Raw genomic sequence first — 17,086 nt, 5'->3', positions numbered from 1 at the left:
GCGGCAACCAGGGGCCCATGATTCCGTGATCCAAGCAATCGCCTTTTATCTCTTCGCGACGGTGGTCACCCTGTCCGCCGCGATGACGATTACCGCGCGCAACCCGGTGCATTCCGTGCTCTGGCTGATCCTGGCTTTCTTCAACGCCGCCGGCCTGATGGTGCTGGCGGGGGCGGAGTTCATCGCGATGCTGCTCGTCATCGTTTACGTGGGCGCCGTCGCGGTGCTGTTCCTGTTCGTCGTCATGATGCTCGACATCGACTTTGCCGAGCTGCGCGCCGGTTTCGTGCGCTATGCGATGTTCGGCCTTGCCGTCGCGCTCGTCCTGCTCGCTGAAGTCGTGATCGGCATCGGCGCGTGGAGCGCAGGCGGGGTCGAACTGTCCAGCCGCGTCGCGCCGACCGATGCCGGGGCGGCACTCGGCAGCCTGCCCAACATCAAGGCGATGGGGACGCTGCTCTACACGCGCTATCTCTACATCTTCGAAGCGGCCGGCTTCATCCTGCTGGTTGCGATGGTGGGCGCCATCGTGCTGACCCATCGCCAGCGCACCGGCGTGATCAAGCAGAACGTCGCGCGTCAGATCAATCGCCGTTCGGAGGATGCCATCCGTAAGGTCAACCAGCCCGTCGGGCAGGGGGTAGAGCTGTGATCGGCATGACCCATTATCTGGTCGTCAGCGCGATCCTGTTCACGATGGGCGTGCTCGGCATCTTCCTCAATCGGAAGAACCTCATCATCATCCTGATGGCGATCGAACTGATCCTGCTGTCGGTGAACCTCAACCTGGTGGCGTTCAGCGCCGCGCTCAACGATCTGGTCGGCCAGATCTTCGCGATGTTCGTGCTGACCGTCGCGGCGGGCGAGGCGGCGATCGGGCTTGCCATTCTTGTCATCTACTTCCGCGGCCGCGGCACGATCTCGGTCGATGACGTCAATCGGATGAAGGGCTGATGTCAGCGATCCATTTCATCGTCTTCCTGCCGCTGCTCGCGGCAGCAGTGGCCGGTTTCAGCAATCGCGCGTTCGGCACGATGTTGCCCAAGGTCGTGACGACCGGCGCGCTGTTCGTCGCCGCTGCACTGAGCTGGCCGATCTTCATCGGCTTCATGAACGGCAGCGCGGAGCCGCACGTGGCGCAGGTGTTCACCTGGATGCGCTCGGGCGACCTCGACGTCAGCTGGGGCCTGCGGGTCGACAGCCTGACCGCGGTCATGCTGGTGGTAGTGACGAGCGTGTCGAGCCTCGTCCACCTCTACAGCTGGTCGTATATGGAAGAGGACCCGGACCAGCCGCGCTTCTTCGCGTACCTCTCGCTCTTCACCTTCGCCATGCTGATGCTGGTGACCGCCGACAATCTGCTTCAGATGTTCTTCGGCTGGGAAGGCGTCGGCCTCGCATCCTATCTGCTGATCGGCTTCTGGTTCAAGAAGCCAAGCGCGAGCGCCGCCGCGATCAAGGCGTTCGTGGTCAACCGCGTGGGTGACTTGGGCTTCATGCTCGGCATCTTCGGCGTGTTCCTGGTGTTCGGAACGATCTCGATCCCTGAAATTCTCGAAGCCGCGCCCGGCTATGCCGGCAGCACGATCGGGTTCCTGGGCTATCGTCTCGACACGCTGACGGTCCTCTGCCTGCTGCTGTTCGTCGGCGCGATGGGCAAGTCGGCGCAGCTTGGCCTGCACACCTGGTTGCCGGACGCGATGGAAGGCCCGACCCCGGTGTCGGCGCTGATCCACGCCGCGACGATGGTCACCGCCGGCGTGTTCATGGTCTGCCGCCTGTCGCCGCTGTTCGAACAGGCTCCGGTCGCACTGGGCTTCGTCACCTTCATCGGTGCTGCGACCTGCCTGTTCGCCGCTACGGTCGGCACGACGCAGACCGACATCAAGCGCGTGATCGCCTATTCGACCTGTTCGCAGCTCGGCTACATGTTCTTCGCCGCCGGCGTCGGCATGTACGGCGCGGCGATGTTCCATCTGTTCACCCACGCCTTCTTCAAGGCGCTGCTGTTCCTGGGTGCCGGCTCGGTCATCCATGCGATGCACCACGAGCAGGACATGCGTTACTATGGCGGCCTGCGTAAGCACATCCCGGTCACCTTCTGGACGATGATGGCGGGCACGCTCGCGATCACCGGCGTCGGCATCTACTGGCTCCATGCGGGCTTTGCCGGCTTCCATTCGAAGGACGCGATCCTCGAGGCAGCCTATGCTGCCGGCGGGGCGGGACAGGGCGCATTCTGGGTCGGCGTGTTCGCCGCGCTGCTGACCAGCTTCTACAGCTGGCGCCTGATGTTCCTCACCTTCTGGGGCAAGCCGCGCTGGACTCAGTCGGAGCATATCCAGCACGCGCTGCATGACTCGCATCACGACGAGGCGCACGGCCATGCGGTCGCGCATGCGGACAATCCGCCGGCGCAGGAAGATGCCGGGCACACGCCGCACGCGCATGCCCGTGGCGCGCATGAGACGGCGGACGGGACTGGCGGCTACCACCCGCATGAAAGCCCGCTGCCGATGATGATCCCGCTGCTGATCCTCAGCCTCGGCGCGGTCTTCGCCGGCTTCGTCTTCAACAAGTTCTTCATCCAGCCCGAAAGCGGCGAGATCTTCTGGAAGGGCGCGGTCGCCTTCAACGAGCATCTGGCGCACGCGATGCATGAAGTGCCGTTGTGGGTGAAACTCTCGGCGAGCATCGTCATGCTGCTCGGCCTCGCCGGTGCATGGGTCGCCTATGTCTGGAAACCCGGTATTCCCGCGCGCTTCACCGCGACCTTCGACCTTCTCTACAAGTTCCTGCTGAACAAGTGGTACTTTGACGAGCTGTACAACGCGCTGTTCGTGAAGCCTGCCTTCTGGTTCGGCCGCTTCTTCTGGAAGAAGGGCGACGAGGGGACGATCGACCGCTTCGGCCCGAACGGTTCCGCCGCTCTGGTGAAGCTCGGCAGCGTCGCCTCGGCGAAGCTCCAGTCCGGATATGTCTATAGCTATGCATTCGTCATGCTGATCGGCCTGACCGCAGCCGTTACCTGGGTGATCGCGCGATGAGCGGCATTCTTTCCATCATGCTCATCGTGCCGCTCGCCGCGGCGCTCGCCTGCCTGTTCGTCAACGCCAATCAGGCGCGCTGGATCGCGCTCGGTGCGACGCTGATCGACCTGGCGCTCGGCGGCGTGCTGTGGGCGAATTTCGAGATCGGCGGACCGCAATGGCAGTTCGTCGAATACACGCCGGTGTTCGGCCGTTTCGCCTGGGCGCTCGGTATCGACGGCTTCGCGCTGCTGCTGATCCTCTTGAGCGTCTTCCTGATGCCGATCTGCATCGGCGCCAGCTGGGAAGCGATCACCGAGCGCGTGCCGGAATATATGGCGGCGTTCCTGATCACCGAAGTGCTGATGATCGGCACCTTCGCGGCGCAGGACATCTTCCTGTTCTACATGTTCTTCGAAGCCGGCCTGATCCCGATGTTCCTCATCATCGGCATCTGGGGCGGGGCGAACCGCATCTACGCGTCGTACAAGTTCTTCCTGTACACGCTGCTCGGCTCGCTGCTGATGCTGATCGCGATGATGTATATGAGCATCACCGCCGGCACGACTTCGATCCCGGAGCTGATGGCGTACGACTTTCCTCCGCAGGTGCAGACCTGGCTGTGGCTCGCCTTCTTCGCTTCGTTCGCGGTCAAGATGCCGATGTGGCCGGTCCACACCTGGCTGCCCGACGCGCACGTTCAGGCGCCGACCGCAGGGTCGGTGATCCTGGCCGGCGTGCTGCTAAAGCTGGGCGGCTACGGCTTCCTGCGCTTCTCGCTGCCGATGTTCCCTGAGGCGTCGGCGCAGCTGATCTGGCTCGTCTTCGGCCTGTCGTGCATCGCGGTGGTGGTCACCAGCCTGATCGCGCTGGTGCAGAGCGACATGAAGAAGCTCATTGCCTATTCTTCGGTGGCGCACATGGCGATCGTCACGATCGGCCTGTTCACCTTTAATCGGCAGGGGATCGAGGGCGCGATGATGGTGATGCTGGGCCACGGCCTGGTGTCGGGCGCGCTGTTCCTGTGCGTCGGTGTCATCTACGATCGCCTGCATACGCGTGAGATCAGCCGTTATGGCGGTCTGGCCGTCAACATGCCGAAATACGCCGTGCTGTTCCTGCTGTTCACCATGGCCTCGGTTGGCCTGCCGGGCACCAGCAACTTCGTCGGCGAATTCCTGGCGCTGATGGGTGCGTACCAGGTATCGACCTGGGCGACGCTGATCGCGACGACCGGCATCATCCTCGGCGCTGCTTACATGCTGTATCTCTATCGCCGCGTCGTATTCGGCGACCTGGTGAAGGACGACGTCAAGGCGATGCCCGACCTTTCGAAGCGTGAAATGGCGCTGCTCGCCCCGCTTGCGGCGGTCACGCTCTGGATGGGCGTCTATCCCGAAAGCTTCCTTGCCCCGATGCGCAACGATGTCGCGACGCTGCTCGCCCGCCTCGAACGCGCCAAGCCGGCGGGCGACAGCCTGCTGACGCCGGGCAATCCGGTGGCACCTGCCGCCCACGCGCAAACGGCCGATCATGGAGCGGCACACTGATGGATTACGCCGCCAATCTTGCCATGGTGCTGCCCGAGATCGTCCTGTCGCTGGGCGGCCTCGTCCTGCTGATGGTCTCTGCCTGGGGCGGACGGTCCGTCTCGCGCGGCGTCAGCTGGGTCTCCGTCGCCGTCCTGATGGGCGCCGGCATCGCGCTAATCGGTCCGGCCTCGGCCGGCGGCATTGCGTTCGACGGCCTCTATAATGCCGACCTGTTCGCCGCCTTTGCCAAGGTGCTGATCTTCTTCGCGGCTGCCGTGTCGATCGTCATCGCCCCGCGCTTCTTCGCGCGGACCAGCGGTGAGGATCTGCGCCCGGAATATCCCGTCCTCGTCCTGTTCTCGACCGCGGGGATGGGCATGATGGTATCGGCCAACGACCTGCTGACGCTCTATGTCGGGCTCGAGTTGCAGTCGCTCTCGGCCTATGTGCTGGCCAGCTTCATGCGCCGCGACGTGCGCTCGGCCGAAGCCGGCCTCAAATACTTCATTCTCGGCTCGCTTGCCTCGGGCATCCTGCTCTATGGCATCAGCCTGGTTTACGGCTTCAGCGGCACGACGATTTTCGGCGACATCGCAACCGCATATGCCGGCGCTGAAGGATCGACCAAGATCGGCCTGCTGTTCGGCCTCGTCTTCGTCTTCGCCGGCCTTGCCTTCAAGATGTCGGCCGTGCCGTTCCACATGTGGACGCCCGACGTGTACGAGGGCGCACCGACCCCGGTCACCGCCTTCTTCGCCAGCGCGCCCAAGGTCGCCGCACTCGCGCTCTCGGTCCGCGTCGCGATCGAGGCGATGGGCCCGGCAACCGGCGACTGGCGCCAGATCGTGATCTTCGCCGCGCTCGCCTCGATCGTGCTGGGTGCGGTCGCCGCGATCAACCAGCAGAACATCAAGCGCCTGCTCGCCTATTCGTCGATCAACAATGTCGGTTTCGCGCTGATCGGCCTGGCTGCCGGCACGGCGGAGGGTGTGGCCGGCGTGCTGACCTACATGACAATCTATATCGTCATGACGCTCGGCAGCTTCCTCGTCGTCCTTCAGATGCGCGACGAGCATGGCCAGCCGGTCGAGACGATCGCCAGCCTCTCGGGCCTGTCGCGCAGGCGGCCGGCGCTCGCGGCTGCGCTCGCGATCTTCATGTTCAGCCTTGCCGGCATCCCGCCGCTCTTCGGCTTCTGGGCCAAGTTCGCCGTGTTCGAGGCGGCGGTGAAGGCGGATCTGGTCGCGCTCGCCGCCATCGGCATCGCGGCCTCGACCATCGGCGCCTACTATTACCTCAAGATCGTCAAGACGATGTATTTCGACGCGCCCGCGCCGGCTTATGGCAAGTCGGACAGCGCGCTCGAAGGCGGGCTGATCGCCGCTGCGGCGCTCTTCGTCTCGCCGCTTGGCTATCTCCTGATCCCGGTGCTTGGCGCATGGTCGCTGGCGGCGGCACGGACGCTCTTCTGATCCGGACGGTCGCCGAGACAGGTTCCACCAACGCCGATATGCTCGCGCTTGCTCAGGCCGGCGCGAGCGAGGGCAGCTGGCTTCGCGCCGAGCGCCAGACCGGGGGGAAGGGGCGACAGGGCAGGGTGTGGGAATCGCCCGCCGGCAATTTCTACGCCAGCACGCTCGTTCGCCTGCGCCCGACCGATCCGCCGCCCGCCACGCTGGCGCTGGTCGCGGCGGTCGCGCTTGAAGAAGCCGTCGGCGTGTTCCTGCCCGGCCGCGCCCAGCTCAAATGGCCGAACGACCTGCTGATCGATGGTGCGAAGCTCTCCGGCATCCTGCTCGAACGAGTTGGCGACGCGGTGGTCATCGGCATCGGCGTCAACCTCGCGCACGCGCCCGACCTGCCCGATCGTCCAGCGATTAGCCTTGCCGCGCAGGGCGCGCCCGCCGGCCCTGCCACTTTCGCCGATGTTCTCGCCGAAGCCTTCAGCCGCTGGCTGAACCGCTGGCGAGGCGAAGGGCTCGACCCCATTCGCCACCGCTGGCTCGCTGCCGCGCATCCGACGGGCACGGCGCTCACCGCGAACCTGCCCGACGGCGAGACAATCGACGGCCTGTTCGACGGTCTCAGCCATGACGGCGCGCTGATCCTGCGCTTGGCCTCGGGCGAGCGGCGTGTCATTCACGCCGGCGACGTGTTCCTGATCTGAAGGACCTGACATGCTGCTCGCCATCGACGCCGGCAACACCAATGTCGTCTTCGCGCTGCTGGAAGGGCGGGAGATCCGCGCGCGCTGGCGGATCGCGACCGATCCGCGCCGCACCGCCGACGAATATGCGGTGTGGCTCAGCCAGCTGCTCAGCCTTGAAGGGTTCGACCGCGGCGACGTGACCGGCGTCATTGTCGGCACGGTGGTGCCGCGCGCGCTCCACAATCTTCAGGTGCTGGCGAGCAAGTATTTCAAGACCGAAGCGGTGATCGCCGGCGCTGGCGGGTGGCCGATCCGGCTGGATGTCGAAGAGCCGCAAAGCATGGGCGCCGATCGCGCGCTCAACATCATCGCCGCGCACGACAAGCATCCCGGCGACCTGATCGTCATCGATTTCGGCACCGCCACGACGTTTGAGGTGGCCGACTATGACGGGGCGTACAAGGGCGGGATCATCGCACCCGGCATCAACCTTTCACTCGACGCACTGGTCAGCGCCGCGGCAAAGCTGCCGCGCGTTGCGATCGAGGCGCCGGCAACTACCAGCGTCATCGGCCTCAACACCGCCGATCAGATGCATATCGGCATCTATTGGGGCTATATCGCGATGATCGAGGGGCTGGTCGCACGGGTGAAGTCGCAGATCGGCCGCCCGGTGAAGGTGATCGCCACCGGCGGCCTCGCGGTGCTGTTCGAGCAGCATACCCAAGTCTTCGACGTGATCGAACCCGACCTGACGATCCAGGGCCTTGCCCTGATGTGGGAGCGGGCACACAGCTAGGGCGACGTCCCCAGCAGGCGGCCGGCACGCCCGTTCTCCAGAACATCCGTCACCCCGGCCTTGTGCCGGGGTCCACCGTGCCTTACGCGATGCGCTCATATCCTCTTGTCCGATGCTTGCCTCCCGGTGGACCCCGGCACAAGGCCGGGGTGACGGCGGGAGATCAGGCTGTTCCGGCGCGTTATGATCGTGCTCGCAAACGGAGAACCAATGACCCCCGGCAACGAACTCCTCTTCCTCGCGCTCGGCGGCTCGGGCGAGATCGGCATGAACGTCAATCTCTACGGCTGTCAGGGCAAGTGGATCATGGTCGATTGCGGCGTGATCTTCGGCAACCCCGACTATCCCGGCATCGACCTGATGCTTCCCGATCTTCAGTTCATCGAGGAACGGCTGGACGACCTCATCGGCATCGTGCTGACTCATGGGCACGAGGATCATATCGGCGCGCTGCCCTATCTGGCGCTTGAACTTGGCGTGCCGCTCTACGCGACGCCGTTCACCGCCGGGCTCATCCACGGCAAGCTGGACGAAGAGGGCATTGCCGACCGCGTCGAGCTGAACGTGGTACGTGAGGAGGCGCCGTTTAATCTCGGCCCGTTCGGCATCCGCTACGTGCCGCTCGCTCACTCGATTCCGGAGGGCAACGCCGTCCTGATCGACACGCCCTATGGCCGCGTGTTCCACACCGGCGACTGGAAGATCGACGAAACGCCGGTGATGGGATCGCCCTCCACCGCGCAGGAGCTGACGCAGATCGGCGACGACGGCGTGCTCGCGCTCGTCTGCGATTCGACCAACGTCTTCAATCCCGAAGCCTCGGGGTCGGAACAGGAAGTTCGCGAAGGGCTCGATCGCGTCATCGCCGGGGCCAAGGGCCGCGTGCTCGTCACCACCTTCGCCTCCAATGCCGCGCGGCTGCAGACGCTGGGACAGGCGGCGAAGGACACCGGCCGCGCGATGTGCGTGGCGGGCCGCTCGCTCGACCGCATCCTGCGCGTTGCCAAGGCGACCGGCTATCTGCGCGACTTTCCCGAGACGGTGGATTTCGACACCGCGATGACCCTGCCGCGCGACAAGGTGATGATCGTCGCGACGGGCGGGCAGGGCGAGCCGCGCGCGGCGCTCTCGCGCATCGCCGAGGGCAACCATCCGCTCAAGGTGACGGCGGGCGATCTCGTCGTCTTCTCGTCCAAGCAGATTCCCGGCAACGAAATGGCGATCGGCCGGATCATGAACAGCCTCGCGACCAAGGGGGTCGAGATGGTGACCGACCGTCAGGCATTCGTCCATGTCTCGGGCCATCCCGGCCGGCCGGAACTGGCCGCGATGTACGACTGGATTCGTCCAGAGATCCTCGTGCCCGTCCATGGCGAAGTGCGCCACATGGCCGAACAGGCGCGGTTCGGCGCCGAGCGCGGCATCCCGCGCCCGATCCATCAGGTGAATGGCGAAATCGTCCGCCTGGCCCCCAACGGTCCCGAAAAGATCGGCTTCGCACCGGTCGGCCGCCTCGTCCTCGATGGCGACGTGATCCTCCCCGCCGACGGCTCGACGATCAACGAACGGCGCAAGCTCGGCCTCTACGGCCAGATGTCGGTCGCCGTCGCGCTCAAGGCGAATGGCAAGCTCGGCGGCGAGCCGCAGGTGCGTATCCAGGGCGTGCCGGTCGAGGAAGACCGCGAACCGTTCCTGGAAGAGACGTGCGAGGCGGCGGCGATGGCGGTCAGGAAGGCCGCGACCGGCGACCGCGAAAAGCTGCGCGAGGCAGTGCGCCTCGCCACCCGCCGCGTCGCGGTCAAATGGACCGGCAAGAAGCCGGTCGTCGATGTCATGCTGATCGAGGTCTGAGGTTCAAGCCATGTGGTGGGGCAGCGCGCTCGCGATTTATTTCCTGTTCTGGTTCTTCGCGCTGTTCCTGGTGCTGCCCTTCTCGGCGCGCACCAGTGTCGAGGCGGGGGAGGCGCTGATCCCGGGACAGGCCGAAAGCGCGCCGCATCACTTCCCCGCGTTGCGCATCGTCCTGCGCACCACTGCGCTCGCGACCGCGCTGTTCGTGCTGTTCTACCTCAATTACGTCAACGGCTGGGTCACCGCCGACATGCTCGATTACTGGAACTGAGCGCGACGCTAGTGCTTGGTCTGGGTCATCCGGTCGACCCAGGCGATGCCGATCGCCGATGCGATGAACGCCATGTGGATGATCGTCTGCCACATGACGCCGGTCTCGGTTACGCGCCCCGTCGCCGTGCCCATCGCGCCCGCTTCGATGAAGGTGCGCAGCAGGTGGATCGATGAAATGCCGATGATCGCCATCGCCAGCTTCACCTTCAGGATGCCCGAATTGACGTGACTGAGCCATTCCGGGTTGTCCGGATGCCGCTCCAGCCGCAGCCGCGACACGAACGTCTCGTATCCCCCGACGATCACCATCACCAGCAGGTTGCTGATCATCACCACGTCGATCAGGCCCAGCACGACCAGCATGATCTGCTGCTCGCTGAACTCCCAGGCGTGCAGGATCAGATGCGCCAGTTCCTTGAGGAACAGGTAGACATAGACCACCTGCGCGACGATCAGCCCGACATACAGCGGCAGCTGAAGCCAGCGTGAGCTGAAGATCAGCGCGGGCAGCGGGCGCAAGCGGACATGAGCCTCGTCGGCGGGCGGGGGGATCAGCGGTTCGGCCATGCGCCGCCTGTTAGGCGAGCGCAGGCGTTTCGATCAAGCCGCTTGGCTCAACTGGCGTCGGGATCGGTCAGCGACGATCGGCGGCCGCCATCGTCCGTCGGCTCGGCTTGCGCGCCGTCCAGATGATCGCTCGGCCGCCGCGCGTCGCCGGCTTCCTGATGCTCGGTCGAGATGTTGGGCGCGGGCTGCGTCGTCGTGCCTTCGTCGCGGCTGTCGGTCTCGTTCTCGGTCGACAAATTGGGGCGGGGCTGAGTCTGCGTGATGCGATCGTCGGTCATGGGCCAAGCTCCTTTTGACCGGCATAACGGCCCGCGCTGCCCGCGCGTTCCGCTCAGAGCGTCAGGGCATAGAAGCGGTTGAAATCCTTCGCGACATAATCGCCGAACGGGCCGCATTCGGCAAAGCCATGCCGGCGGTACAGCGCATGCGCCGCGTCGAAGGCTGGTCCCGTGCCCGTCTCCAGCACAAGCGCCCGGTCGCCTCGTGCCCTGGCCCGCGCCATGATCTCGCGCAGGATCGCGGTGCCCACCCCGCGGCCGAGCGCCGCTTGCGCCGTGCGCATCGACTTGATCTCGCTGGTCCCGTCGCCCAGCGCCTTCATCGCGCCGATGCCCAGCAGCGTGCCGCCTTCCCACGCCGAGAGAAAGACGATCTCCGGCGCGCGCAGGGCGCTCAGGTCCAGGAAGTGGCAGGCATCGACCGGCGAGTTCGCCAGCATGCCCCCGGCATGGATGGCCAGCAGCTCGACGACCTGCGGATCGTCCAGCCCGCCCTCCCGGATCTCGATCACAATTCGTCGATCATCCCGGCCAGCGTGTCGAGGCACGCATGGGCCAGCGCCTTGCAGCGCTCGGGCGACCAGCCGAACGCCGCGTCGGGGCTGGGATCATGGTCCTTGAACGGCATCTCCAGCGTCATCGCGACCGCGCCGAACCGCTCGGCCAGCTGGTTGGTCGACATCGACGGGTTCGCCTGACCGGGCGCGGACTTGGGATAGCCCTGTTCCAACTGGAACAGGGGCGTGGCGGCCGCCAGCCGACGGCCATAGTTGTAGAATTTCTCGCCCTGTTCGTCGGTCCAGCGCGGAATGCCCTCGAACCCGGCCAGGAAGTTTGCCGGGATCGCCTCGTCGCCATGCACGTCCATCGCGAAATCGACGCCGGTCGCGTCCATCGCCGCTCGGACGTGGAAGACTTCGGGCGATCGCTCCAGCGTGGGCGCATGCCATTCGCGGTTGAGGTTCACGCCCGCCGCATTGGTGCGCAAATGCCCGCGAAAGCTGCCGTCCGGGTTCATGTTCGGCACCAGATGCAGCGTCGCCTTCGACCGCAATGCCTGCGCTGTGGCGTCAGCGGGGTCGGTCAGCTTCTCCAGCGCGCCTTCCATCCACCATTCGGCCATCGATTCGCCCGGATGCTGCCGGGCATAGAGCCACACCTGCTTGCCCCCCTCGCCCAGCGTCAGCAGGTCGATGGCGCGCCCGTCCAGCGTCTGCCCCAGTTCGCGATGCGCCACGCCCGGCTTGCCGGCCATGCGCGCGATCAGGTCGTGATGACGCTCCATGCTATAGGGCGCGAAATAGGCGAACCAGGCGACGTCGCCCTCGAACGCATGGGTGAAGCTGAACACGCCATCGGCATAGTGGCCGTCGGTCAGTCGCCATGCCGCACGGTCGGTGCTCACGCGCGCTCGATAGCCCGGCCAGCCGAATGCATAGGCGGCCTGTCCGGCATTCATGATCCGGAAGGTGAGGGTGCGCCCGCGCGCGCCGGCGACGCGGAAATGGAACCACTGGAAAAAGTCGGACTGATGGTCCGGCACGATTTCGAGATCGACCCGGTCGCCGTCGATGGCGATCAGGCGAATGTTGCCGCTGTCGAACGCGGCGTTGATGCTGAGTGTCATTTCACCTGAATAGTGATGCCGGACTGACCCGGAAAGCCCTTGAACAGCGCCGCCGCCATGCGCGCTGCGCCGTCGACCGGCTGCGTGCCCGGCTGGCCCGACAGCGATTCGGTCACCGCGCGGCCTTCCCAGATCATCGTGCTGTCACCGCGCCGCCGCAACTGCACGGCCAATTCGGTGCCATAGACGGTTCGCGTCTTGCTGCCGACGCCAAAGCTCGCGCCGCCGCCCACGCCGACATTGCCGCCAAAGCCACCGCCGCCCAGCCCGATCGTGACCGGCGGTCGCGTGCGAATCTGGCCGCGGTCCATGCGGTCGAACGAAACCGTCGCGACATAGTCGGCGCGCGTCGCATCGGTGGCCGGGGTAAAGCCCATCCGCGCCAGCTCGGCGCTGACCGCGCCGGCATACAGCGCATATTCGGGGCCTGCCTGCCCCGGCGATTGCGGCTGCACCGCCACGCTGCCGGCCGGAATCGGCTGCGACAGGTGATAGCGCACCACATCGACCGGCGCGATCCTGCCAGTGGTCGTGCAACCGCCGGCCAGCAGGGCAAGGGCTGCCCCACACAAAGCAAGCGGGGCAATCCGCGCGCGCGTCATCATCGAACACATCCTCCTGCCGCCCGGAACGAACGGCCTGACGGATCAACTTCATTACGCCCTTGCCGGTTCCGCGCGAATGAATCGGCTGAATCCCGCCCCGCTTCCTTGACTTCCGCCGGGCACCCTTCTAGGCGGCACCCTCTTTTCCGGCACAGCCAAACAAACGAGATACGAGACGGGTCATGAAGATCGTCAACAGCCTGAAGTCGCTCAAGGGGCGTCACCGCGACAACCGCGTGATCCGCCGTCGCGGCCGCGTTTATGTCATCAACAAGACGCAGCGTCGCTTCAAGGCCCGCCAGGGCTGAACGCCTGACGCCATATGGGTCAGCCGCATGCCGTTATCTTCGATATCGGCAACGTCCTGTTCCACTGGCATCCGCGCTTTCTCTACGAGCGTCTGATCGGCGACGATCAGGCGCTCGAAGCGTTTCTGCGCGATGTCGTGACGCTCGACTGGCACTTCCAGCATGACGCCGGGCGCGACTTCGCCGACACCTCGGCGGAATTGAGCGCTCGATTCCCCGAACATGCCGATCTGATCGCCGCCTGGGGTCCGCGCTTCAACGACAGTATCGGCGATCCGATCGCCGGCATGCACGACCTTGTCGCCGATCTCGATTCGGCGGGTGTCCCGCTGTTCGCGATCACTAATTTCAGCCACGAGTTCTTCCCGCCGTTCCGTGCGCAATGGCCTGACCTGTTCGGGCGTTTCCGCGACATCGTGGTGTCGGGTGACGAGAAGCTGGTGAAGCCCGATGCCGCGATTTATCGCCTCGCGCTCGATCGCTTCGGCCTGCGTGCACAAGATGCGGTGTTCATCGACGACAATGCGGCCAATGTCGCGGGCGCCCAGGCGCTCGGCATCCACTCGATCCTGTTCAAGGACGCGGCGACCACGCGGGCTGAATTGGCTGAACTCGGGCTTGTGGGCCGCTAGAGCCAGGCCGCGTTTCCACAGCACGTCATCCCAGCGCAGCGGACATCCATCGGCGCTGTCGCTGCGACCAATTTCACGGACAGCCACAATCGATCCCCGCCTGCGCCGGGATGACGATGGTTCACGGATGTCGCTGGTGAAAAGCCCGCTGGAAAAGATGTAGGCCCGGAAGCGTCACCGGGGGGGGGGAGGGGTTGACGCTTCCGGGCCCATGTCTTGGATAGCGAGAGCGGGGGGGCAAAAGGTCACTATCCGAAGTACAAAACACGCAAGGCGGAACCGGGTTCCTGCACGTGCGACTTTTTTTGAATTTTTTTTCCGACCTCACGCCGCCCGGGCGATCGGGGTCGCGCCGCTTACAGGCGACCGGTAATCGCGACATCCAGCTCGAACGCGCCGACCAGCAGGTCGTGGTGCAGCCGCGATCGCAACTGCCGCACCAGCCCGCCGATGATCCGCCCATAGCGGCTGTCGTTCAGGCGCGTGAACTCGGGGCTTTCGACCAGCGAGGGCGAACTGATCCGCAACGTGGCGCGCCCCGGCTCGGCCGGCTGGTCCTTTAACGTGATGCGCACCTGCGCCGCCGGGCTGCAACTCATCGCCAGTTCGACCATCTCCGTGATGAGAAAGGCGATGGCGACGGCGCTGTCCTGCGATACCAGCAGCGGCTCCAGGTCCAGGACGATGCCGACCGGGCTGGCTTCGGGTGCAGTCGCGCGAATGTTCGACGCCAGTTCGCCGATCACCGGCCGCAACTCGATCCCGCGCGTTTCTTCGAACCCGGCATAATGATGCCGATGCACCACGGCCAGCGAATCGACGCGGCGCTGGATCGAGGCATAGGCAGCCAGCGCTTCCGGCCCCTGCGCGCCGCGCGCGTGGAAATTGATCAGGCTGGCGATCACTTGCAGGTTGTTCTTCACGCGATGGTGAACCTCGCGCGTCAGCTTGGTCTGGCGCGACAGCCCCTCGGCAAGATCGCTTTCATGCGCTTGCACCGTCCGGCTCAATTCGCGGAATGTGTCGCCCAGCGCGCGGATTTCCTGCGCGGGAATATCGCTGCCGGCGACCGGATCGATCAGCTCGCCGGGTTGATACGCTCCCACTGTCGTGCGCAGCCGGCGCAGCGGACGGATCAGCAGCCGGTCGACCACGAACCAGGCGATGCCGGCCGCCAGGATCCACATGACGAATGGCAATATCGCGGCCAGAATGGTGGATGAATTGATCGGCGCGCTGGCAACCGACATGCGCAGCGCCAGGTTCTGGACGCCGACCGGCACTTGCTGGGTCTCGTTCCGGCTGAACATGCCCTGGTTCGGCGGTTCGCGCAGGGTCAACTCCTGCCCGGTGCTGATCAGGGTCACGCCATAATCGTCGGGCATCGCGCTCGGTTCGGCGGCCGCGGTGATGAAGGCGGTGGGGAAGAAGGCGCGCGCAACATGGCCGCTCACGCCCGCCACTTCGATCTGGACGCCACGCCCCGCCAGCAGGCGAATGTCGGATTCGCCCGGCACGGCGGGGCCGTTTCGGGCAGGCGCGATCGGCGTGCCGCACAGCAGCCGTCCGGCGGGATCGATCATCGCATAGCGGATGCCGGCCGCCGCCTGCGGCTCGAACACGCCGGCCAGTCGGCCGCAATTGGGGGGCAGGTCGCGCGTCGCGGGCAGGGCGGTGCGCAATTCACGCAGCTCATAGCCCAGTTCGCTGCGAACCGATCGCGCCGACTCCTCGATCGCGATGCGCAGCCGGGCGCGCACTTCCTGGTCAGCCAGCCGGGTGGTCTGCAACGATGCGAAAAATGCGATCAGCGCCAGCGGCAATAGCGCGGCGCTCAGGATGACCAGAACCTTGACGCCCGTGGGCATCCGCGCAAGCGCGCTCAGCGGACCGTTGCGGCCCGCTTCGTCATCGTCACCCGTGCCAGCGGCGTCGGCCATCAGGCCATCGGTCAGTCTAGCTTGCCGAGCAGGTCCAGCAGATCGTCGGGGATCTTCTCGTCCACCGCGTCGCTGTACACGCTTCGCAGTGCATCGCCGATGTTGCGATCCTTACGCGCATTCATGCCGCCGCTATTCCGCTCAAGCGGTTCTTTTTTCTTCTCTTCGGCCGAACGCACGTCGTCCCCCTGTCAGCCCCGGGAAAGGGCGGATGCACAAAAAATCCGGGAGCTGCAAGAGCCCGGGATCGCGAGGATACGCTCCTCGTGTTCGAGCCATGAAACCAATTCCCGCTTTGTTTGTTCCACAGGCGATGCGAATTCCGGGGAGGGGCTATTCTTCGGGACCGCAGCACTTGAAATGCAGCGGCGGCGTCCGCACACATGACGTCGTACCGGAGGAGTAACGAATAATATGTCGCTTGGACAGCAGCTCGCGCCCCATCTTCCCTTTCTGCGCCGCTATGGGCGCGCGCTGACCGGCAGCCAGGCCGAGGGTGATCGCTACGTTCGCGCCACGCTGGAGGCGATCGTGGCCGCGCCAGAAGAGTTTCCGCGTGACGTCGATCCGCGGCTCGGCCTGTATCGCACGTTTCAGGCGATCTGGGGCTCGACTCATCTCGACGATCGCGCCGAAGAGATCGATCCGCTGAACGGGGGCGAGGCGATCGCCCGCGCCCGGCTCGCCCGGCTCGCCCCGCGCTCGCGCCAGGCGCTGCTGCTGACCGCTATGGAAGGCTTCACGAGCGAGGATACCGCCTATCTGCTCGAAGAGACGCCGGACTCGGTCGACGGCCTCGTCGCCGAAGCCCTGTCGGAAATCGACAAGCAGACCAGGGCCCGCGTGCTCATCATCGAGGATGAGCCGCTGATCGCCATGGACCTCGAAACGATCGTGCGCGATCAGGGCCATGACGTCACCGGCGTCGCGGTCACCCGCGACGAAGCGGTGGCGCTGGCGATGGAGGATCGTCCCGGTCTCGTCCTGGCCGACATCCAGCTCGCCGACGACAGCTCGGGGATCGATGCGGTGAAGGACATCCTGGCGCAGTTCAACGTGCCCGTGATCTTCATCACCGCCTTCCCGGAGCGGCTGCTTACCGGCGAGCGGCCGGAGCCGACCTTCCTTATCACCAAGCCGTTCCAGCGCTCGACCGTAAAGGCGGCGATCAGCCAGGCGCTGTTCTTCGACGAATCGACCATTCCCGCCGTCTGAGCGGGAACATTTGTGTTTTGGGTTCCGTTTCTTACGGACCCAAAACATTCCTCGCGGGTTGATGTGACATGGCTGACCAGAACGAAACGCACATTTCGACCACCGAAGCGCGCTCCGGCGCGACGCCGCACATGACGCGCTATGTCCTGGGCTTCGGGCTCTTGCTCGTGATCATCGTCTTCGCCATCTTCCTGGCGCTTTGATCCGGGCGATTGGCGAATGCGACCGGCGCACCTATCTTCAGCGGAGCCGCAGCCCGCGGCTGCAGACGAACGGATTCC

At 65.4% G+C, this 17,086-nt stretch carries 20 protein-coding genes; 13 read left to right on the top strand and 7 right to left on the bottom strand.

The window, feature by feature from the left end:
• The first annotated feature begins 25 nt into the window (after positions 1–25).
• The 9 genes from BFL28_RS05985 to BFL28_RS05945 all read left to right on the top strand — a co-directional run bounded on the left by BFL28_RS05985 (position 26) and on the right by BFL28_RS05945 (position 9,631).
• The gene (locus BFL28_RS05985; RefSeq protein WP_069319685.1) at positions 26–652 is read left to right on the top strand and encodes an NADH-quinone oxidoreductase subunit J; all 627 of its coding nucleotides are present in this window, start codon (positions 26–28) and stop codon (positions 650–652) included.
• Complete coding sequence (nuoK, locus tag BFL28_RS05980; protein ID WP_069319684.1) at positions 649–954, top strand: NADH-quinone oxidoreductase subunit NuoK; 306 nt, start codon at positions 649–651, stop codon at positions 952–954. Before BFL28_RS05985 ends, nuoK begins: the two co-directional genes overlap by 4 nt.
• On the top strand, positions 954–3,047 hold the full coding sequence (gene nuoL, locus BFL28_RS05975) for an NADH-quinone oxidoreductase subunit L (RefSeq protein ID WP_069319683.1): 2,094 nt from the start codon (positions 954–956) through the stop codon (positions 3,045–3,047). Before nuoK ends, nuoL begins: the two co-directional genes overlap by 1 nt.
• Positions 3,044–4,579 carry an NADH-quinone oxidoreductase subunit M gene (locus BFL28_RS05970; RefSeq protein WP_069319682.1) on the top strand — a complete coding sequence of 512 codons (1,536 nt, stop codon included), beginning with the start codon at positions 3,044–3,046 and terminating at the stop codon, positions 4,577–4,579. The genes nuoL and BFL28_RS05970 overlap by 4 nt, the downstream gene beginning before the upstream one ends.
• Positions 4,579–6,033 carry an NADH-quinone oxidoreductase subunit NuoN gene (gene nuoN, locus BFL28_RS05965; protein WP_069319681.1) on the top strand — a complete coding sequence of 485 codons (1,455 nt, stop codon included), beginning with the start codon at positions 4,579–4,581 and terminating at the stop codon, positions 6,031–6,033. The genes BFL28_RS05970 and nuoN overlap by 1 nt, the downstream gene beginning before the upstream one ends.
• On the top strand, positions 6,030–6,728 hold the full coding sequence (locus BFL28_RS05960; RefSeq protein WP_079246977.1) for a biotin--[acetyl-CoA-carboxylase] ligase: 699 nt from the start codon (positions 6,030–6,032) through the stop codon (positions 6,726–6,728). The genes nuoN and BFL28_RS05960 overlap by 4 nt, the downstream gene beginning before the upstream one ends.
• A gap of 10 nt (positions 6,729–6,738) precedes the next feature.
• Positions 6,739–7,509, top strand: coding sequence for a type III pantothenate kinase (locus tag BFL28_RS05955; RefSeq protein WP_069319680.1), 771 nt, complete (start codon positions 6,739–6,741; stop codon positions 7,507–7,509).
• A gap of 210 nt (positions 7,510–7,719) precedes the next feature.
• Positions 7,720–9,360: a ribonuclease J gene (locus tag BFL28_RS05950; protein WP_069319679.1), complete on the top strand. Its 1,641-nt coding sequence runs from the start codon at positions 7,720–7,722 to the stop codon at positions 9,358–9,360.
• Between the two features lie 10 nt (positions 9,361–9,370).
• Entirely contained in the window at positions 9,371–9,631 is a 261-nt protein-coding gene (locus BFL28_RS05945; protein WP_069319678.1) for a DUF1467 family protein, read from the top strand.
• A gap of 8 nt (positions 9,632–9,639) precedes the next feature.
• Here BFL28_RS05945 and BFL28_RS05940 read toward each other — a convergent pair whose 3' ends face one another.
• The 5 genes from BFL28_RS05940 to BFL28_RS05920 are packed head-to-tail and all read right to left on the bottom strand — an operon-like array spanning position 9,640 to position 12,710.
• Positions 9,640–10,200 (bottom strand): TIGR00645 family protein, encoded by a 561-nt coding sequence (locus tag BFL28_RS05940; RefSeq protein ID WP_069319677.1) that lies wholly within the window; start codon positions 10,198–10,200, stop codon positions 9,640–9,642.
• 47 nt (positions 10,201–10,247) lie between these two features.
• Positions 10,248–10,478 carry a hypothetical protein gene (locus tag BFL28_RS05935; protein ID WP_069319676.1) on the bottom strand — a complete coding sequence of 77 codons (231 nt, stop codon included), beginning with the start codon at positions 10,476–10,478 and terminating at the stop codon, positions 10,248–10,250.
• Between the two features lie 53 nt (positions 10,479–10,531).
• Positions 10,532–10,990, bottom strand: a complete 459-nt coding sequence (locus BFL28_RS05930; RefSeq protein WP_206599086.1) for a GNAT family N-acetyltransferase — start codon at positions 10,988–10,990, stop codon at positions 10,532–10,534.
• Positions 10,987–12,105 carry a M14 family metallopeptidase gene (locus BFL28_RS05925; RefSeq protein WP_069319675.1) on the bottom strand — a complete coding sequence of 373 codons (1,119 nt, stop codon included), beginning with the start codon at positions 12,103–12,105 and terminating at the stop codon, positions 10,987–10,989. The genes BFL28_RS05930 and BFL28_RS05925 overlap by 4 nt, the downstream gene beginning before the upstream one ends.
• The gene (locus BFL28_RS05920; protein ID WP_241527233.1) at positions 12,102–12,710 is read right to left on the bottom strand and encodes a DUF4136 domain-containing protein; all 609 of its coding nucleotides are present in this window, start codon (positions 12,708–12,710) and stop codon (positions 12,102–12,104) included. Before BFL28_RS05920 ends, BFL28_RS05925 begins: the two co-directional genes overlap by 4 nt.
• A gap of 182 nt (positions 12,711–12,892) precedes the next feature.
• On the opposite strand from BFL28_RS05920, the gene ykgO reads away from it, so the two are divergent.
• Both ykgO and BFL28_RS05910 read left to right on the top strand, forming a co-directional pair.
• Entirely contained in the window at positions 12,893–13,018 is a 126-nt protein-coding gene (gene ykgO / locus BFL28_RS05915; RefSeq protein ID WP_066575973.1) for a type B 50S ribosomal protein L36, read from the top strand.
• A gap of 14 nt (positions 13,019–13,032) precedes the next feature.
• Positions 13,033–13,650 carry an HAD family hydrolase gene (locus tag BFL28_RS05910; RefSeq protein ID WP_069319674.1) on the top strand — a complete coding sequence of 206 codons (618 nt, stop codon included), beginning with the start codon at positions 13,033–13,035 and terminating at the stop codon, positions 13,648–13,650.
• 356 nt (positions 13,651–14,006) lie between these two features.
• On the opposite strand, the gene BFL28_RS05905 is transcribed toward BFL28_RS05910, so the two are convergent.
• The gene (locus BFL28_RS05905; protein ID WP_079246961.1) at positions 14,007–15,590 is read right to left on the bottom strand and encodes a sensor histidine kinase; all 1,584 of its coding nucleotides are present in this window, start codon (positions 15,588–15,590) and stop codon (positions 14,007–14,009) included.
• A gap of 11 nt (positions 15,591–15,601) precedes the next feature.
• Positions 15,602–15,769: a NepR family anti-sigma factor gene (locus BFL28_RS20860; RefSeq protein ID WP_241527232.1), complete on the bottom strand. Its 168-nt coding sequence runs from the start codon at positions 15,767–15,769 to the stop codon at positions 15,602–15,604.
• Between the two features lie 235 nt (positions 15,770–16,004).
• Between BFL28_RS20860 and BFL28_RS05900 the strand changes: the two genes are divergently transcribed.
• Positions 16,005–16,805 carry a response regulator gene (locus BFL28_RS05900; protein ID WP_069319673.1) on the top strand — a complete coding sequence of 267 codons (801 nt, stop codon included), beginning with the start codon at positions 16,005–16,007 and terminating at the stop codon, positions 16,803–16,805.
• 68 nt (positions 16,806–16,873) lie between these two features.
• A complete protein-coding gene (locus tag BFL28_RS21670) occupies positions 16,874–17,008 on the top strand; it encodes a hypothetical protein (RefSeq protein WP_277620993.1) in 135 nt (44 codons plus the stop codon).
• The last annotated feature ends 78 nt before the right edge of the window (positions 17,009–17,086 follow it).

It is taken from the genome of Sphingomonas turrisvirgatae, from assembly GCF_001721295.1.
Classification (GTDB): Bacteria; Pseudomonadota; Alphaproteobacteria; order Sphingomonadales; family Sphingomonadaceae; genus Sphingomonas; species Sphingomonas turrisvirgatae.
The sequence above is the reverse complement of the archived record's forward strand: the minus strand, read 5'-3'. Positions and strand labels throughout refer to the sequence as shown.